This is a genomic window from Thioalkalivibrio sp. AKL6 (genome assembly GCF_000376905.1).
GTDB lineage: Bacteria > Pseudomonadota > Gammaproteobacteria > Ectothiorhodospirales > Ectothiorhodospiraceae > Thioalkalivibrio > Thioalkalivibrio versutus.
Genome location: NZ_AQXS01000011.1, coordinates 456,792 through 473,175, shown reverse-complemented (window position 1 = coordinate 473,175; position 16,384 = coordinate 456,792). Strand labels below are relative to the sequence as shown.

The following is a 16,384-nucleotide window of genomic DNA, read 5'->3' as shown; positions in this document are numbered from 1 at the left end:
GGCTGGCGTGGGAGATCCCGGCTCTTCGCTGCGCTGCGGCCGGGGTTTGGCGTTGGGGCCTGCCAAATGTGGGGCAGCTGTCCCGTCATCGTGAGGCGCGAAGCGCCGTGGCGTCCGGTGCCCTGGGCACTCGCCAACCCTGAACCTTCCGGTCTGCGTGTCTTCCTGTGAATGCATTCTGGTTCTGGCACGAAGCTCGGGCGCGCGGTTCGCCCTGGCGGGCGCATGATCTTGTTTTCCGCGTGGGCGGTGTGGCGTTCTGACCCGGTCGCGATAACCCATGTGTCGTTTTGCATCATTCCGGAGTGGAGTGTTGCGGTGTGAGCCAGCGGAATCGATCACACTTTGTTTCGATGATGAGACCTTCGTCAGTAGAGGTCATGTTTGGCATCCCCCTTGCTCCTTCTCTGGCGCAGTCAATTGAAAGCCTGACTGGCCCGATTCGGTTGGCTGTGACTCGATTCCAACTTGAAGGAGAGAACCATGATGTCGACTTTCCAGAAAACTGCGATCGCGATGGTGCTGGGTTCCATGTTTGCGCTGGGCGGCCTTGGCGCGGCGCACGCCCAGGCGGGCGGCGACGCCGGCGCAGATACCGGTGCCCCGGAGGCCGGTGCCGGTGCTGAAGGAGGCGCTGGCACTCCCGAAGGCGCTGCCGGTGGCGGCGCGGGTGCTCCGGAAGGGGGTGCTGGTGGCGCCGGTGGCGGCGGCACCATGGGCGGCGGTGGTGCCGAAGGTGGTGCGGCCGGTGGCTCCATGGGTGACCACGACGACGAAGAAGACGACGACGATGACGATGACGAAGGGGCCCCTGACTGGTAACAAGCCCCAGTGCCCTCAACAAGCCGGGCTCCCCGCCCGGCTTTTTTGATTGTCTCCCATCGCCCCGGTGCTTCCTCCCTATAGCCCGGCCGGGCGAGGCCTCTAACCCGTTATCGCGGTCCGACCCTGCCGTTGTTCCCGGTCGGTCGTTGGCTTTGTTGCTCCGGAAGCCGCTCTTTGTCCCAGTGTCGTCATCCCGGAAACCGCGAAGCGGTTATCCGGGATCTCGGGCGTTTGGGGGTTGGGCTGGCGTTGGAGATCCCGGCTCTTCGCTGCGCTGCGGCCGGGATGACGAGGAGTGGCGTTACGGCCGGGATGACGGGGTGTGGGGCTGCGGCGGGGGTGTTTGGCGAGGCCGGGGAAGACGGTGGGGCGGTAGGCGTGTGGCAGCGGGGCGCGGCCGCGTTGCGGCCTCGCGACGACGGGTGGGGTGTGGGGGTTGTTACAGCCAGCCGCGGCGGCGGAAGAGGTAGAGCATGACGGCGACGACGGCGAGCATGATGCCGAGCAGGATGGGGTAGCCGTAGTAGGTGTAGAGCTCGGGCATAGACCAGGGGCTGTCGGGGTGTTCGAAGTTCATGCCGTAGATGCCGACGATGAAGGTGAGCGGGATGAAGATGGTGGCGATGATGGTGAGCACGCGCATGACGTCGTTGGAGCGCTGGTTGATGGCGGACATGTAGGCCTCGATCAGGGTGGCCGCCATCTCGCGGTAGGACTCCAGCAGATCCATGATCTGGATGGTGTGGTCGTAGGCGTCGCGCAGGTACGGGAACAGCTCCGGGGTGAAGGGCTCGAGGTCGTCGCGCATGAGGCGGGCGATCACGTCACGCGTGGGCCAGAGCTGGCGGCGCAGGACGAGGAGCTCGCGGCGCAGGATGTGGATCTCGTTGAGAGTGTGGCGGTTGGGCTGGTCGAGGACGGTCTCTTCCAGTGTCTCCAGGCGTTCGCTGATGTGTTCCAGCACGGGGAAGGCCTGGTCGATCACGCTGTCCATCAGGGCGTAGGCGAGGTACGCGGCGCCTAGACGGTTGAAGTTGCGGTTGGCGTTGCGCATCCGTTCGCGGACCGGCCCGAAGGGATCGGCCGCGCCGCTATGGACACTGATGACGAGGTGGGTGCCCACCACGAACAGGTTGAGCTGGTCGAGTTCGATGTTGCCGTTGTGATGGCGCGGCTGACGCAGGATGGCGACCATTTGCGCGTCGAAGAAGTCCACCTTGGGGCGCTGGCCCTGGTGGCGCACGTCTTCCAGCGCCAGCGGGTGCAGGTCGAAGGCCGCGCCCAGGTCGTGCAATTGGCGCGGGCTGGGGGCCCCCTGCAAGTGCAGCCAGACGAATCCGCCGTCGACGGTCTGCACGCCTTCGCGCAGGGTGCGCTCCGGGTCGAGTTCGACGAGCTGTTCGCGATGGTAGTGCCAGGCGGAGACGGTGGCGTCGTCGGCGTGCGGGTGTTCGGTGGCGTGGGCGCCGTGGCCGGGGGCGGCGCCGGGCTTAAGGTAGGTCTTTTCGAACAGGCGGGTCATCGCGGTTCCTGTGCGGATTTTCTGCCCAGTATAGGGTGCTGAAAAGTGCTGCGCGCGGGGGGCAACTCTGGCAGTCTGGGCGGCGACTGAACGGCCCGGAAGCGGCTGGGTCCCACGGGGTGAGGAACAAGGAGCGCGGTATGGAACTGAAGACCATGTTGGTGCCGGTGGATGGTTCCGCCAACGCCTGGCGGGCGGTGGAAGTGGCCGCGGATCTGGCGTCCAAGTATCACGCCCGGGTGGTGCTGGTCAGCGTGCTGCTGCAAGGCGAGGTGCCGCCGCATATCCGCCAACTCTCGGACCTGCCGGACCCGAACGATCCGCCGCTGGCAGCGGGCGGTGCGGCCGTGGGCGCCGCGGTGCCGCCGAAGGTGCTGCGGGATATCGCGAAGAAGCTGATCGAGCAGGCCCACGGATACTTCACCGATCTGGGCGTGACCGACATCGAGCACCATGTGGAAGACGGCTCTCCGGCCAAGGTGATCCTGCAACAGGCCGAGTATCACGACGTGGACATGGTGGTGATGGGCTCGCGCGGCCTTGGGGGCCTGCAGGGGCTGCTCTCCGGGAGTGTCTCGCACAAGGTGCAGCAGCTGGCGCGCTGTATCGTGGTGACGGTGAACTGAGCCTCTACTCGCGGGGTTCGCGATGTCGCGGTTGTCGATCGATCTGCACGAGTGCTTCCGCAATGGCCGCCGGATCGACGCCGAGCTGAACGGCGCGATCGAGCAGGCCTGCGACAAGCGCATCAAGACGGTGGAGATCATCCACGGCAAGGGCAGCGGGCAGCTGAAGAAGCGCGTGCTGCGCTTTTTGCAGCAGCCCGAGGTCAAGGCGCGCTATCACCGCCTGGAGAAGGATTCGAAGAACCACGGGCGGCTGTTCGTGCACTTCAAGCATTGATCCGTGGCCTCCTACAGTTCTTCGGGGTGCTGTCGGCGCGTGCCTGCATCCGACTTTGGCAGGGGCTTCGCGTGCAGGCACGCTCCCACAGGGGGGCTCCCACAGGGTTGATTGATGTTTCTGGCGGCCGGGAAGGGGCTGTCATCCCGGAAACCGCGAAGCGGTTATCCGGGATCTCGGGCGTTGGGGGTGGGCTGGCGTTGGAGATCCCGGCTCTTCGCTGCGCTACGGCCGGGATGACGTGGTATGGCGCGGCGGCCGGGATGACTTGGTGGGGGCGCTGGCCGGGAGGATATGGGTTGGGGTTCTGTAGGAGCGTGCTTGCACGCGAACCCCACGCCCGCGTCCGACTCTGGCAGGGGCATTCGCGTGCAGGCACGCTCCCACAGTGATATTCCCACCGGGGGGCAACTAAGGCTTCTGGTGGCCTAGTTTGCGGTCGGCGAGTTCGTAGCCGAGGTCGATCATCTCGGCGGCGCGGTGGAAGTCGAATATGCCGCAGGCGTTGACCGGGATCTCGATCAGGTGCTCCGGGTTGTAGGCGGCGATGCGAAAACGCGCGATTGTGCCCTGCATGGCCTCGATGGAGTGGGAGACGATGTCGATCAGGCCCAGCGCGCGGGCCTCCTGTTCGCGGCTCAGGCCGGGGTCAGTCTCGCCCAGGCCCAGCTTGTCCTGCCAGTCCAGCAGCCAGCTGCCGACGCGATCCGGCAGGGCATCTGTCAGGCGATGGTTGAGGAACCCGCTGTCGGGTTCTTCCCGGTCCGGGTCGGGCGCCTTGGCGCGCTCGGGACGGATCAGCTCTTCGCCGACGCGGCCGTTCAGGCTGACGGCCAGGGTGATGTCGGTGTCGTCGGTCAGGGTCGGGGCGATCGGGACCGGGTTCAGCAGGCCGCCGTCCACCAGCAGCCGGCCCTTGTGGCGCACCGGGGTGAACACGGTGGGGATGGCGATGGAGGCGCGGATGGCGTCGAACAGCGAGCCGGAGTTCAGCCAGACCTCGCGTTCGCGTTCGATATCGGTGGCCACGGCGGTGAACGAGATCGGCAGGTCCTCGATGTCCATGTCGCCGAGCATGTCGCGCAGCTTCTCGATCAGGCGGTCACCACGGATCAGCCCGGCACCGCGGAAGGAGAAGTCCAGAAGTCGCCAGACGTCCTGACGGCGCAGGGACTTTACCCAGTCCTCGTAGGCATCCAGCTGGCCGGCGGCGTAGATGCCGCCGACGACCGCGCCCATGGAGGCACCGGCAATGGAGCGGATGCGGTAATCCGAGTGTTCCTCCAGCCAGCGGATCACGCCGATCTGTGCCAGACCGCGGGCGCCGCCGCTGCCGAGGACCAGGGAGATGGACTGGGGCTTTCGCGTCATGGTGGTCGGTGTGCCTGGGTGGAGTATTGGGAAATCGACGGGCGTGCGCTGCGGTTTTCCGTAGCGCGCCCATCATCGATTCGCGGAGCGGCCGGATTCGGTTGGCTTCAAGGATATGTTGGGGGTGTGATCGGGTTTTTCCAGCCTGAAGGCCCGGTTCCAGCGAATGGGTCTCACGCTCCTACCAGGGCGGATGGTATGCGGCGATGCGTGCTATTCGGGGGAGCGGTTCGGGTCGAGCAGGTGGTCGTGCAGGGCCTGGGCGGACTCGCCGGCGGGTTCTTCCACCCGCAGCTGCCAGACGGCGGCGGGGTGATCCGGCGACCATTCGCTGAAGACTACGAGGCCGGCGTATGGGCCGTACCCGCGGATGGTGCCCAGCGTCAGGCGGCCGTCCGGGTCGCCGTACAAGTGCACTTCGAACTCGGGGGCGGGTGGCGGCAGCTTCCAGTAACCGTCGCGACCGGTCTCGCGGAAGGTGGCGTCGGAAGGCTCGGCGTCGTCGCCGAAGTGGCGGCGCAGCAGCGGTACCGACAGTCGGTGCGGCAGCCCCAGGACGGTCTCGATGCCCGTGCGGCCATGGTCAACGGCCTGGGCGGCGGATGCCAGCGGATCCCGCCGGCCCAGCCATTTCTTCAGTAGCTTGCGCATGCGCGGATCATCCGTGTGCCGTCCGCGGTCTGCAAGCGCCGTCCTTCACGTATTGGCTTGGAGACCGTCGGCCGGCGGCGTTACCGTGCGGGTAGGTAATGCAAAGGAGTACGTCATGGGTTTTGCACTGTCCGCGATGCAGCTGTCGAGTTCCGCCTTTGGCCCTGGCCAGCCGATCCCCAAACGCCACAGCGGCGAGGGTGAGGACACCTCCCCGGCATTGCGGTGGCGGGACGTGCCGCAGGGCACCCAGTCCCTCGCGGTGATCTGCCATGACCCGGATGCGCCGCTGATCCAGCCGGGCACCTACGGCTTCGTGCACTGGGTGCTGTACAACCTGCCGCCGGATCTGGATGGCCTGTCCGAGGCAACCGATCTGGGCGCGACCGGCCAGACGGACTTCGGTCGCACCGGCTACGGCGGGCCGATGCCGCCCGAGGGCCATGGAAAGCACCACTACTTCTTCTGGCTGCTGGCGCTGGACGCCGACCTGCAGCTCCCACCCGGCCTGACCCTGTGGCAGTTCCTGGAGCACGCCGAGCCCCACGTGATCGGCATGAACCGCCTGGTGGGCACCTACCAGCGCGACTGAGGTCTTGTAGGAATGCCTTGTGGGAGCCGGCTTGCCGGCGAAGCCCCTGCCAGAGTCGGACGCGGGCAGGGGCTTCGCGTGCAAGCACGCTCCCACAGTGACGCCCCCACCGGCGGGGGCCAAGGCTGGCGGCGGTCTGGAAGACGGCGTCATCCTGGAAACCGCAAAGCGGTTATCCGGGATCTCGGGCGTTGGGGATGGGCCTGGCGTTGGAGATCCCGGCTCTTCGCTTCGCTACGGCCGGGATGACGGGGTATGGCGTTGCGGGCGGGATGACGGGGGCAGCGGTTGGTGCGGGCAGGGGCTTCGCGTGCAAGCACGCTCCTACTGGGCCCTGATCCCGCTTCGGGCCGTTTGGTCTTGACCGGGTGGGGCGGTGGGCGCACGATATGTACCACTTTATGTACGTTTCGGGTGACTGGCGATGACGACGCTGACGGCTACCGAGGCTCGCAAGGGTCTGTTCGATCTGATCAAGGGCGTGAACGAACAGCACGCGATCTACCATATCCGGCATCGCAACGGCGATGCGGTGCTGATGTCGGAAGACGAGTACGCCAGCCTGATCGAGACCCTGGAGCTGCTCTCCGAGCCCGGTTTCCGGCAGGAATTCGAGCAGGGCCGCCGCGAGGCGGATGAGGGCGATACGCTGGGCTTCGAGGAGGTGTTCGGGGAGAAGCAGTGACCTGGACCATTCGGTTCACCCGTCAAGCGGAGAAGGATTTGCGGCGTCTGACGCCGAAGCTGCGTGACAAGGTGAAGCAGATCCTGCGCAACCGGGTGGCGGTTGACCCGTACTGCGGCAAGGCGCTGGTTGGTGATCTGCGCGGGTACTACTCCCTGCGGATCAGCTACAAGGACCGTCTGCTGTACACGATTCGGGACGAGCAGTTGCTGGTGATCGTGATCCGGGCGCGTACGCACTCCGGCGAATAGCCTTGCAGGAATGTCTTGTGGGAGCCGCCTTGGCGGCGAAGCCCCTGCCAGAGTCGGGCGCGGGCAGGGGCTTCGCGTGCAGGCACGCTCCCACAGTGATGCCCCCCGCGGGTGGGGGCCAAGGCTTGTGTCGGTCTGGAAGAGGGCGTCATCCCGGAAACCGCGAAGCGGTTATCCGGGATCTCGGGCGTTTGGGGGTGGGCCTGGCGTTGGAGATCCCGGCTCTTCGCTTCGCTACGGCCGGGATGACGAGGTATGGCGCTACGGGCGGGATGACGGGGGATGGCGCTACGGCCGGGATGACGGCGTATGGCGTTGCGGGCGGGATGACGGGGGGTGCGGTTGGTGCGGGCAGGGGGTGGCGGCGTTGTTGGCTCCATCCACAAAAAAGGCCCGGGCCGAGCGAACTCGGTCCGGGCCTTTTGCGTTCCCGGGCGAGTGCCCGGGGCGGCGGCGTTGCTTAGTAGCGGTAGCCGAAGGCCTTTTCGAACTTGTCGGCGAACTCTTCGGCGGTGAAGTGGTGGTTCTGGGTGCCGGAGTGCGCGATCTTGATCGAGCCGATCAGCGAGGCGATACGGCCGGTGGTCTCCCAATCAAAGCCCTTTTCCAGGCCGAACAGGATGCCGGCGCGGTAGGAGTCGCCACAGCCGGTCGGGTCCTTGATCGCGGCCGGTTCGACCGACGGGATGGTGATCTTCTTGCCGCCGGTGTAGATGTCGGAGCCCTCGCCACCGCGGGTGACGATCATGGCGTCGACCATTTCGGCCAGCTGTTCCAGGCTCAGGCCGGTACGGTCGGCGGTCAGCTGCGCTTCGTAGTCGTTGAACGCGGCGTAGGTGGCGTTCTCCATGAAGCGCTTCAGGTCGTCGCCGTCGAACATTGGCAGGCCCTGGCCCGGGTCGAACATGAACGGGATGCCGGCGTCGGCGAACTGCTGGGCGTGCTCGATCATGCCGTCACGGCCGTCCGGGGATACGATGCCGACCTTGATGCCGTCGGCGTCGGTGACCTTCTGCTGGTGCGAGAAGCCCATCGCGCCCGGGTGGAAGGCGGTGATCTGGTTGTCGTCCTGGTCGGTGGTGATGAAGGCCTGACCGGTGTAGGTGTCCTTCAGCTCCTTGACGAACGTGCGCGAGATGGCGTGCTTGTCCATCCAGTCGGCGTACGGGGTGAAGTCGCCGCCCACGGTGGCCATGATGGTCGGGTCCGCGCCCAGCAGCTTCATGTTGTAGGCGATGTTGCCGGCGCAGCCGCCGAACTCGCGGCGCATGTCCGGGACCAGGAAGGACACATTCAGCATGTGCACCTTGTCCGGGAGGATGTGGTTCTTGAAGCGATCGGGGAACACCATGATGGTGTCGTAGGCCATGGACCCACAGATCAGTGCGGACATTGTTGCTCCTTAGCGTTGGCTGAAATCGTTGTCGTGCGCGCCTTTGCAGGCGGCACAGGACGTCCCGTGGCGCGCGCTGGAAGCCATGATTGCGCGCCGATGGCGGGTCGTGCGATGTGCATAGGGTAAGTATTTGGGCGCAAAACAACAAATCGGGGGGCGATGGAAGCAGGGGTCGCGCTGGTATTTCACCCCCTGTCATCCCGGCCGAAGCGAAGCGCAGAGCCGGGATCTGTGACGTCAGCGGTGCCACCGTGGGAGATCCCGGATCACCGCTGCGCGGTGTCCGGGATGACGGGGATGGGGCGCACCACATGACGCAGATCCCGGCTCTACGCTTCGCTTCGGCCGGGATGACAGAAGGTTGGGGCGGGGTGTCCGGAAGCGCCTCGTTGCGGGGCGCCGCAGGCCGCCCCGAAGGGCGAGCGCAGCGAGTAACCTCCTGAAGCTGAGACCGAAGGCGGATCTTGGAGGCACTGCCAGCTTTCGGAGGTTGCTTCGTCGCTGCGCTCCTCGCAATGACGGGGGCAAAAGCACCGTCATTGCGAGGAGCCGCAGGCGACGTGGCAATCGGGTGAAGCTGGCGGTGCGGCGGGCTCGGGTGGTTCTGGGTGGAGATCGCCACGGCGCTACGCGCCTCGCGATGACGGTGATTGTTGCCTCGTCATCGCGAGGCGCCGAAGGCGACGTGGCGATCATCCGGATGGAACCCCGACGTTCGGCCGATTGGCGCCGGGACGGCCCCGAAGGTCGCGGCGGTGCTGCACGCCACGCAATCACGCTGCGTGCGGTGCCGTTGTGCCGGGGGCTTTGTGGCAGCATGGGGTCATTCCCGCGAGCGAGGGCGTGACTGATGAATCCGCGCGTACTGATACCGATCCTGATCATCCTGCTGTTGTTGCTGAGCCTGTGGTCCATGAGCCTGGACGGCGACGGGGGTATCCTGCCCGGCGCGCCCGATACGGGTGCGGCACCGGCGGCCGAGCGCCTGGCCGCTGGATCAGGATCGGTTGCGCCCCGGGCGGCATGAATACAGCCACGGCGCCCGCCCCGGATGCGCCGCACGCCGGGCGCGAAGTGATCTTCCGCGCCGCCGGGGTGACCAAGGTCTACCGCATGGGCGAGGTGACCATCCACGCCCTGCGCGGGGTGGACCTGGAGCTCTACACCGGCGAGCTGGTGGTGATGCTGGGGGCCTCGGGCTCGGGCAAGTCGACGCTGCTGAACATCATGGGCGGGCTGGATACCGCGTCCGAGGGCGAGGTGCGCTACCGCGACCAGGATCTGGCACAGGCCTCAGAGCGCACGCTGACGAACTTTCGCCGGGACCATGTCGGCTTCGTGTTCCAGTTCTACAACCTGATCGCCAGCCTGACCGCGCGCGAGAACGTGGCGATTGTCACCGAGATCTCGCGCGACCCGATGCCGCCGGAGGAGGCGCTGGCGCTGGTCGGGCTGGAGGACCGCATGGACCACTTTCCCTCGCAGCTCTCCGGCGGCGAGCAGCAGCGGGTGGCCATCGCCCGCGCGATCGCCAAGCAGCCGGCGGTGCTGCTGTGCGACGAGCCGACCGGCGCGCTGGATTCGAAGACCGGTATCCGCGTGCTGGAGGTGCTGCAGCACATCAACGAACGGCTGGACACGACGGTGGCGATCATCACCCACAACGCGGTGATCGGCGAGATGGCCGATCGCGTGATCCATCTGAGCGACGGGCGCGTGAGCGAGATCCACGAGAACGCCACCCGCCAGCCGCCGTCCGCACTGCACTGGTAGCGACGGCGCTCCTGCCCTGTGCGTGCCCTCAACCGCAAGATCCTGCGCGATCTCGGCCACCTGAAGGGCCAGGCGGCGGCCATCGCGCTGGTGATCGCCAGTGGCGTGATGACCCTGGTGATCGCGGTCACCAGCCTCGACGCCCTGACCATCACCAAGGAGCGCTTCTACTCCGAATACCAGTTCGCCGACGTGTTCGCGGAGATCACGCGCGCGCCGGAGAGCGCGGCGGAGCGCTTCCGCGATGCGCCGGGTATCAACCAGGTCGAGACCCGCGTGCAGGCCCCGGTGCGCCTGGAGGTCGCCGGTTTCGACGACCCGATCCGGGGCACCATGCTCTCCCTGCCGGACGGGGGCGAGCCGCTGCTGAACCGGCTCTACCTGCGCGAGGGCCGGCTGCCCGAGCCGGGCCGCGCGCGCGAGGTGGTGGTCAGCGAGGCCTTCGCCGAGGCGCACGGGCTGGGCGCCGGGGATGCCCTGCGCGCGATTATCGACGGGCGCCTGACCGACCTTCAGATCAGCGGCATCGCGCTGTCGCCGGAGTTCGTCTACCAGATCAGCCCCACCGACCTGCTGCCGGACTACGAGCGCTACGGCATCCTGTGGATGAACCGCCGCGCGCTGGCGGCCGCCTACGGCATGGAGGGGGCGTTCAATTCCGTCACCGTGAGTCTGCAAGCGGGCGCCGACCCGGAGCCCGTGATCGAGGCCATGGACCGCGCGCTGGCCCGCTACGGCGGCCTGGGCGCCTACGGGCGCGAGGACCAGTTCTCGCACCGCTTCCTGTCCGAGGAGCTGACCCAGCTGCGCGCCCAGGCGGCGATCCTGCCCACCATCTTTCTCGCGGTGGCGGCGTTTCTGCTGAATGTCGTGGTCGGGCGCATCATCCGCTCGCAGCGCGAACCCATCGCGGTGCTCAAGGCCTTCGGCTATGGCAATGGCGCGATTGCCGCGCACTACGGCCTGCTGACCGGCGGCATCGTGCTGGTGGGTTGTGCGCTTGGGCTCGCGTTCGGGGCTTGGGCCGCGCAGGGCCTGGCCGGCATCTACGCCGAGTACTTCCGCTTCCCGGCGATGAGCTTTCGCCTGCAGCCCTGGGTGATGGTGCTGGCGGTGGCCGTGGCGATGGGCGCGGCCATGCTCGGCACCTTCCGTGCCGTCTGGCAGGCGGTGCGCATGGCCCCGGCCGAAGCCATGCGCCCCCCGGCGCCGGAGCACTTTCACCGCGGCTGGCTGGAGCGGTCGGTGGCCTGGCGCGCAATCGACCAGCCGACCCGCATCATCCTGCGCAACCTGGCCCGCCACCGACTCAAGTCCGTGCTGTCGGTGATCGGGATCGGACTGTCCGGTGGCCTGCTGTTGATGGGCGCCTACCAGCTGAACGCGGTGGACCAGATGCTGGATACCCAGTACGGGCAGGTGCTGCAGATGGACATCGATCTGCAGTTCACCGATCCGGTGCCGGCGCGCGTGGCCGGGGAGCTGCGCCACGAGCCGGGCGTGCTGGCGGTGGAGACCTTCCGCGCGGTGCCGGTGCGCCTGGTCGGCGTGAACCGCGAGGAGCGCGTGCGCCTGCTGGGTCTGGACGCGGAACCGCGTCTGCGCCAGTTGCCGATGGCCGGCGGTCGCGGCCGCCTGCCGGAGGAAGGCATCCTGCTGACCGACTACCTGGCGGAGCAGCTGGGGTTGCGCGTCGGCGACCCGGTAGAGCTGGAGATCCTGGAGGGGCGCCGGCGCACCGTGTCGGTGCCACTGGCCGGGGTGGTGGAGGAGCCGATCGGCGTCGGCGCCTACATGCACCGCCCGGCGCTGAATCGCCTGATCGGCGAGGGGCCGGCCGTCTCCGGGGCCTGGCTGCTGACCGACCGTGCGCAGGAGGCAGCCCTGTTCGCGCGGCTGTCCGATCGCCCGCGCGTGGCCAGCGTGGGGCTGATCGCGGAGGCCGAGCGCAATATCCGCGAGTACATCGGCGAGACCATCATCGTGTTCGCCCTGGTGTTCGTGGCGCTGGCCGTCTCCATCGCCTTCGCCGTGACCTACAACAACGCGCGCATCACCTATGCCGAGCGCGCCCGGGATCTGGCCACGCTGGAGGTGCTCGGCTACTCGCGCGGCCAGGTCAGCTGGATCCTGCTGGGCGAGATCGCCGTGCTGACACTGGCGGCGATCCCGGTCGCCTGGCTGACCGGTACCGGTTTCGCCTGGCTGCTGAACCAGGCCTTCGCGATGGATTTGATGCGTGTGCCGCTGGTGATTACGCCGCAGGCCTACGGCTTCGCCGCGCTGGGCATCCTGGTGGCGGCCAGCCTGACCGCCTTCCTCGCCTGGCGCCGCCTGCAGAGCCTCGACCGCGTGCAGGCCCTGAAGGCGGCGGAGTAATGGCCACGGCACCACTCAATCACCACGTAGGATGTGATGAGCGGAGCGAATCGCATCATCTGGAAGCCGCGGGAATCCACCGATGCAGGAATGTGGCGAAACCGTGGATGCCGGCCATTCGCGAGGCTTCCCGGCGCCGTCTTGATGCGATTCGCTTCGCTCGTCGCATCCTACGTGTGGGGGGCGTGTTGCCCGGGGGTGGCCCCGGGCGCGTCGAGGCGGGATTTGCGAGACTGAAGGCATGGCGATGAAGAAGCGGATCACGATCGGGCTGGTGGTGCTGGCGGGGGTGGCCGCGCTGGTGTGGGCGCTGCGCCCGCAGCCGGTGCCGGTGTCGCTGACCGAGGTGCAGGCCGGGGCGTTCGAGGAGACCGTGCGCGAGGAGGGGCGTACCCGGCTGCGCGAGACTTACACGGTGTCGGCGCCGATTGCGGGCTATCTGCATCGTGTGGCGCTGGAGGAGGGCGACGCGGTCGCGCTGGGCGATACGCTGTTCCGCCTGGAGCCGTTGCCGACGCCGGCGCTGGATGCGCGCTCGCGCGAGCAGGCGCGCGAGAACCTGGCCGCCGCGCGTTCGCGGCTGCAAAGCGCGGAGGCGAATCTGGAGAACCTGCGGGCCGAGGCGCGGTTTGCCGAGTCCGAGTATCGCCGCCACCAGGAGCTGTTTGACCGCGGGGCGGTGTCCGCGACCGAGATGGAGCGCATGGAGACGATGCGTGATCGGGCGCGTTCGGCCGTGCGCGCGGGCGAATCCGCGGTGGAGGTCGCCCGCAGCGAGATCGAGAGTGCCCGGGTGGTGCTGGATATCGCCAGCGGCCAGATGCCGGAATCCGAGGCGGATACCCTGTCCGTGCGTTCGCCCGCCGAGGGCGTGGTGCTGGAGCGCTACCGCTGCTGCGAGGGCACCATCGGCGCCGGCGAGCCGGTACTGGTCGTCGGCGATCTGGACGACCTGGAGGTGCAGGTGGACCTGCTGTCGATGGATGCGGTGCGCGTGGTACCGGGCATGCGCGTGCGCCTGACCGACTGGGGTCGCGATGCGGAACTGGAGGCCTCCGTGCGCCGCGTGCAACCGTTCGGCTTCACGAAAATCTCCGCGCTGGGCGTGGACGAGCAGCGTGTGCCGGTGATCCTCGATCTGGATGCGGTCGAAGCGCGCCTGGCCGGGCTGGCCGTTGGCTATCGCGTGGAGGCCGAGTTCCTGCTGTGGGAGGGTGACGACGTGCTGCAGGTGCCGACCAGTGCGTTGTTCCGCCACCGTGGCGAGTGGTCGGTGTTCGTGGTCGAGGACGGGCGTGCGGAGCCGCGACGGGTCGAGGTGGGCCGCCGTTCCGGGTTCACCACGCAGATCCTTGAGGGCCTGGAGGGGGGCGAGCGCGTAGTTACCCGTCCGGGCGACCGCGTGCAGGCCGGTACCCGCGTCGTCGAAAACTGACCTGCCCATGGCCGAACCCCCGAATGCCTCGCCCGAGGCGCTGGATGACCTGCTGAGTCCGCTGGATGCCGCGCTCGCCACGCGCGGTGCGGCCGTGCTGGTGGCCGAACCGGGGGCGGGCAAGACCACGCGGGTGCCGCTGCACCTGGCGGATTCCGTATCCGGGGGGCGGGTCATCGTGCTTCAGCCGCGCCGCCTGGCCGCGCGCATGGCGGCCACGTTCATGGCCGGGCAACGCGGCGAGCCGGTCGGGCAGACGGTGGGTTACCGCGTGCGCGACGAACAGAAGGTCTCGGCGCAAACCCGCGTCGAGCTGGTCACCGATGGCCTGTTCCTGCGCCGCATCCAGGCCGACCCGCTGCTGGAGGATGTCGGCGCGGTCGTGTTCGACGAATTCCACCTGCGCCGGCCCGAGGCCGAACTGGCGCTGGCCTTCGCGCTGCAGGTGCGCCGCCTGCTGCGCCCGGAGCTGCGGATCGTGGTGATGTCCGCCACCCTCGACGACGAGGCCGTGGCGCGGCTGCTTGCGGGGCCGGAGGCGGACCCTGTGCCCGTGCTGCGGGCTCGCGGGCGACAGTTCCCGGTGGAGGTGCGCTACGCGCCGCCGAAGAAGGACGCCCCACTGGCCGACGTCGTGGCGCAGGCCGTGCGCGAGGCACTGGAGGCCGAGCCGGGTTCCGCCCTGGTCTTTCTGCCCGGCGAGCGCGAGATCCGCGAGGTCGCTGCGCGCCTGGGGGAGACCCTGGAGACGCTGGTCGGCCCCGCGCGGGTGGCGCCGTTGTTCGGGCGGCTGTCGGCGGAGGAGCAGAACCGCGCGGTGCGCCCGGCCCCGCAAGGCGAGCGCAAGGTGGTGCTGGCCACCGACATTGCCGAAACCAGCCTGACCATCGAGGGCGTGCGCGTGGTGATCGACGCGGGACTGTCCCGCGAGCCGCGTTTTGATGCCGCGACCGGGCTGTCGCGGCTGGTGACGGTGCCCGCCTCGAAGGCCGCGGCGGAACAGCGCGCCGGCCGTGCCGGGCGGACCGAACCCGGCGTCGCGATCCGGCTGTGGGCGCGCGCCGAGGAGGTGCAGCGCCCGGACTACGCGACGCCCGGCCTGCAACAGGTCGACCTGCTGCCGCTGGCCCTGGAGCTGGCGGGTTGGGGCGAGGCGGTGGCCGAACTCGACTGGCTGGAGCCGCCACCGGCGCACGGCATGGCCGCCGCGCAGGCGATCCTCGCGGAGCTGGGCGCGGTGGATGCCGAAGGGCGGATCACTGATCACGGCCGCGGCCTGCTGCGCCTGCCGACGCATCCGCGCCTGGCGCACATGCTGCTGCGGGCGCGCGAGCGGGGCCTCTCGCGTCTGGCCTGCGAGCTGGCGGTCGTAGTCGAGGAGCCGGGAATGGCCGGGCCAGGTGCCCCGCTGGAACTGGGGGAACGCCTGGTGCAGGCACGGCGTGCGGGCGGCCGCGCCTGGAAGTCCGGGCTGCGGCGGCTGGAGCAGGCCCTGGCGCGGCTGGAGGACAGGCCCGACGCAGCGGAATCCGCCATGGACGAAGCCACGGCGCTGGGCGTGCTGGCTGCGCTGGCCTGGCCCGAACGCATCGCGCGGCCACGCGGCGGGCAGGCCGGGCGCTTCGTGATGGGCAATGGCCGCGGGGCGTTGCTGCCGGAGCGCGAGCGCCTGGCGCATGCCGAGTACCTGGTCGCGGTGGACTGCACCGACGCCGAGCGCGAGGCCCGTATCCGCTGCGCGGTGGCGCTGGACCTCGCCGTGCTGGAGCGCGAGGCGCCGGAGCTTTTCCACCGCGAGACGCGTTGCGACTGGGTGGAGGACGGGGCGCGGCTGGAGAACGCGCGCATCCGCCGCATTGGCACGTTGGTGGTCGAGCGGCAGATGGTCGCGCTGGACGACCCCGCGTCCACGATCCCGCGCTGGTGCGAACGGATGCGCCGCGAAGGGCTGGCGCTGCTGCCGTGGGATGACGCGGCGACCCAGCTGCGTGCACGCATCCAGCTGCTGCATCAGGCGATGCCGGAGGCAGGCTTTCCCGACATGGATGACGCTGCGTTACTCGCCGGTCTCGAGGACTGGCTGGGGCCGTACCTGGCCGGGATGACGCGGCTGCGCGATCTGGACCGGCTGGACCTGGCGGCGATCTTGCGCGCGCGGCTGGACTGGGGGCATCAGCAGCAACTGGAGCGCGAGGCGCCGGCCCGTATCGCGGTGCCCTCCGGTTCCGCCCACCGGGTGGACTACACCCAGGATCCGCCGGTGCTGGCGGTGAAGCTGCAGGAGCTCTTCGGCCTGGCGGAAACGCCCGCTGTGGCCGGAGGCCGTGTGGCGCTGGTGCTGCACCTGCTGTCGCCGGCGCGGCGTCCGGTGCAGGTCACCCAGGATCTGAAGAGTTTCTGGGAGAACGGCTACCCGGAGGTGCGGCGCGAACTGAAGGGGCGTTACCCCAAGCACCCCTGGCCGGAGGATCCGTGGAACGCGCCGGCCACGCGGCATGCGAAGCGGCGTGGGTAGGCAGTTCAGGTTTGGCGGGGGCTTCGCCTGCAAGCCGGCTCCCACAGGGGGCAGGACAATACGGGACGCCGGGCGTTCTTCCCTGG

15 protein-coding genes are annotated in these 16,384 nt (G+C 68.6%); 11 read left to right on the top strand and 4 right to left on the bottom strand.

Annotation, left to right across the window (positions count from 1 at the left end; translation table 11 throughout):
- Positions 1-483: 483 nt before the first annotated feature.
- Entirely contained in the window at positions 484-822 is a 339-nt protein-coding gene (locus D575_RS0112975; RefSeq protein ID WP_018146351.1) for a hypothetical protein, read from the top strand.
- Positions 823-1,264: 442 nt separating this feature from the next.
- Here the strand turns inward: D575_RS0112975 and corA are convergent, their stop codons facing one another.
- Positions 1,265-2,347: a magnesium/cobalt transporter CorA gene (gene corA / locus D575_RS0112970; RefSeq protein ID WP_018146350.1), complete on the bottom strand. Its 1,083-nt coding sequence runs from the start codon at positions 2,345-2,347 to the stop codon at positions 1,265-1,267.
- A 140-nt stretch (positions 2,348-2,487) separates the two neighbouring features.
- Between corA and D575_RS0112965 the strand changes: the two genes are divergently transcribed.
- Complete coding sequence (locus D575_RS0112965) at positions 2,488-2,973, top strand: universal stress protein (RefSeq protein ID WP_018146349.1); 486 nt, start codon at positions 2,488-2,490, stop codon at positions 2,971-2,973.
- 22 nt (positions 2,974-2,995) lie between these two features.
- Entirely contained in the window at positions 2,996-3,250 is a 255-nt protein-coding gene (locus D575_RS0112960) for a Smr/MutS family protein (protein ID WP_018146348.1), read from the top strand.
- Between the two features lie 411 nt (positions 3,251-3,661).
- Here D575_RS0112960 and D575_RS0112955 read toward each other — a convergent pair whose 3' ends face one another.
- Both D575_RS0112955 and D575_RS0112950 read right to left on the bottom strand, forming a co-directional pair.
- Positions 3,662-4,621 carry a patatin-like phospholipase family protein gene (locus D575_RS0112955; RefSeq protein ID WP_018146347.1) on the bottom strand — a complete coding sequence of 320 codons (960 nt, stop codon included), beginning with the start codon at positions 4,619-4,621 and terminating at the stop codon, positions 3,662-3,664.
- A 213-nt stretch (positions 4,622-4,834) separates the two neighbouring features.
- Positions 4,835-5,272: a hypothetical protein gene (locus D575_RS0112950; RefSeq protein WP_018146346.1), complete on the bottom strand. Its 438-nt coding sequence runs from the start codon at positions 5,270-5,272 to the stop codon at positions 4,835-4,837.
- A 115-nt stretch (positions 5,273-5,387) separates the two neighbouring features.
- Between D575_RS0112950 and D575_RS0112945 the strand changes: the two genes are divergently transcribed.
- From D575_RS0112945 to D575_RS0112935, 3 genes are all read left to right on the top strand, one after another.
- Positions 5,388-5,864, top strand: coding sequence for a YbhB/YbcL family Raf kinase inhibitor-like protein (locus tag D575_RS0112945; protein ID WP_018146345.1), 477 nt, complete (start codon positions 5,388-5,390; stop codon positions 5,862-5,864).
- Between the two features lie 424 nt (positions 5,865-6,288).
- Complete coding sequence (locus D575_RS0112940; RefSeq protein WP_018146344.1) at positions 6,289-6,549, top strand: type II toxin-antitoxin system Phd/YefM family antitoxin; 261 nt, start codon at positions 6,289-6,291, stop codon at positions 6,547-6,549.
- Positions 6,546-6,800, top strand: a complete 255-nt coding sequence (locus D575_RS0112935) for a type II toxin-antitoxin system RelE/ParE family toxin (protein ID WP_018146343.1) — start codon at positions 6,546-6,548, stop codon at positions 6,798-6,800. The genes D575_RS0112940 and D575_RS0112935 overlap by 4 nt, the downstream gene beginning before the upstream one ends.
- 460 nt (positions 6,801-7,260) lie before the next feature.
- Here D575_RS0112935 and D575_RS0112930 read toward each other — a convergent pair whose 3' ends face one another.
- A complete protein-coding gene (locus D575_RS0112930; RefSeq protein ID WP_018146342.1) occupies positions 7,261-8,193 on the bottom strand; it encodes a carbohydrate kinase family protein in 933 nt (310 codons plus the stop codon).
- Positions 8,194-9,046: 853 nt separating this feature from the next.
- Between D575_RS0112930 and D575_RS14480 the strand changes: the two genes are divergently transcribed.
- The 5 genes from D575_RS14480 (at position 9,047) to hrpB (ending at position 16,298) form a co-directional block, all read left to right on the top strand.
- Positions 9,047-9,223, top strand: a complete 177-nt coding sequence (locus tag D575_RS14480) for a hypothetical protein (protein WP_018146341.1) — start codon at positions 9,047-9,049, stop codon at positions 9,221-9,223.
- The gene (locus D575_RS0112920; protein WP_018146340.1) at positions 9,220-9,969 is read left to right on the top strand and encodes an ABC transporter ATP-binding protein; all 750 of its coding nucleotides are present in this window, start codon (positions 9,220-9,222) and stop codon (positions 9,967-9,969) included. Before D575_RS14480 ends, D575_RS0112920 begins: the two co-directional genes overlap by 4 nt.
- 18 nt (positions 9,970-9,987) lie before the next feature.
- Complete coding sequence (locus tag D575_RS0112915) at positions 9,988-12,348, top strand: ABC transporter permease (protein ID WP_018146339.1); 2,361 nt, start codon at positions 9,988-9,990, stop codon at positions 12,346-12,348.
- 241 nt (positions 12,349-12,589) lie between these two features.
- Complete coding sequence (locus D575_RS0112910) at positions 12,590-13,783, top strand: efflux RND transporter periplasmic adaptor subunit (RefSeq protein WP_018146338.1); 1,194 nt, start codon at positions 12,590-12,592, stop codon at positions 13,781-13,783.
- A gap of 7 nt (positions 13,784-13,790) precedes the next feature.
- On the top strand, positions 13,791-16,298 hold the full coding sequence (gene hrpB, locus D575_RS0112905) for an ATP-dependent helicase HrpB (RefSeq protein WP_018146337.1): 2,508 nt from the start codon (positions 13,791-13,793) through the stop codon (positions 16,296-16,298).
- Positions 16,299-16,384: the final 86 nt, after the last annotated feature.

What these genes read in the sequence shown, in the direction of transcription:
- D575_RS0112945 (WP_018146345.1), top strand. Translation starts at nt 5,388, where the DNA reads ATGGGTTTTGCACTGTCCGCGATGCAGCTGTCGAGTTCCGCCTTTGGC.
- hrpB (WP_018146337.1), top strand. Translation starts at nt 13,791, where the DNA reads ATGGCCGAACCCCCGAATGCCTCGCCCGAGGCGCTGGATGACCTGCTG.
- D575_RS0112950 (WP_018146346.1), bottom strand. Translation starts at nt 5,272, where the DNA reads ATGCGCAAGCTACTGAAGAAATGGCTGGGCCGGCGGGATCCGCTGGCA.
- D575_RS14480 (WP_018146341.1), top strand. Translation starts at nt 9,047, where the DNA reads ATGAATCCGCGCGTACTGATACCGATCCTGATCATCCTGCTGTTGTTG.
- D575_RS0112930 (WP_018146342.1), bottom strand. Translation starts at nt 8,193, where the DNA reads ATGTCCGCACTGATCTGTGGGTCCATGGCCTACGACACCATCATGGTG.
- D575_RS0112965 (WP_018146349.1), top strand. Translation starts at nt 2,488, where the DNA reads ATGGAACTGAAGACCATGTTGGTGCCGGTGGATGGTTCCGCCAACGCC.
- D575_RS0112975 (WP_018146351.1), top strand. Translation starts at nt 484, where the DNA reads ATGATGTCGACTTTCCAGAAAACTGCGATCGCGATGGTGCTGGGTTCC.
- D575_RS0112960 (WP_018146348.1), top strand. Translation starts at nt 2,996, where the DNA reads ATGTCGCGGTTGTCGATCGATCTGCACGAGTGCTTCCGCAATGGCCGC.
- corA (WP_018146350.1), bottom strand. Translation starts at nt 2,347, where the DNA reads ATGACCCGCCTGTTCGAAAAGACCTACCTTAAGCCCGGCGCCGCCCCC.
- D575_RS0112920 (WP_018146340.1), top strand. Translation starts at nt 9,220, where the DNA reads ATGAATACAGCCACGGCGCCCGCCCCGGATGCGCCGCACGCCGGGCGC.
- D575_RS0112910 (WP_018146338.1), top strand. Translation starts at nt 12,590, where the DNA reads ATGGCGATGAAGAAGCGGATCACGATCGGGCTGGTGGTGCTGGCGGGG.
- D575_RS0112940 (WP_018146344.1), top strand. Translation starts at nt 6,289, where the DNA reads ATGACGACGCTGACGGCTACCGAGGCTCGCAAGGGTCTGTTCGATCTG.
- D575_RS0112955 (WP_018146347.1), bottom strand. Translation starts at nt 4,621, where the DNA reads ATGACGCGAAAGCCCCAGTCCATCTCCCTGGTCCTCGGCAGCGGCGGC.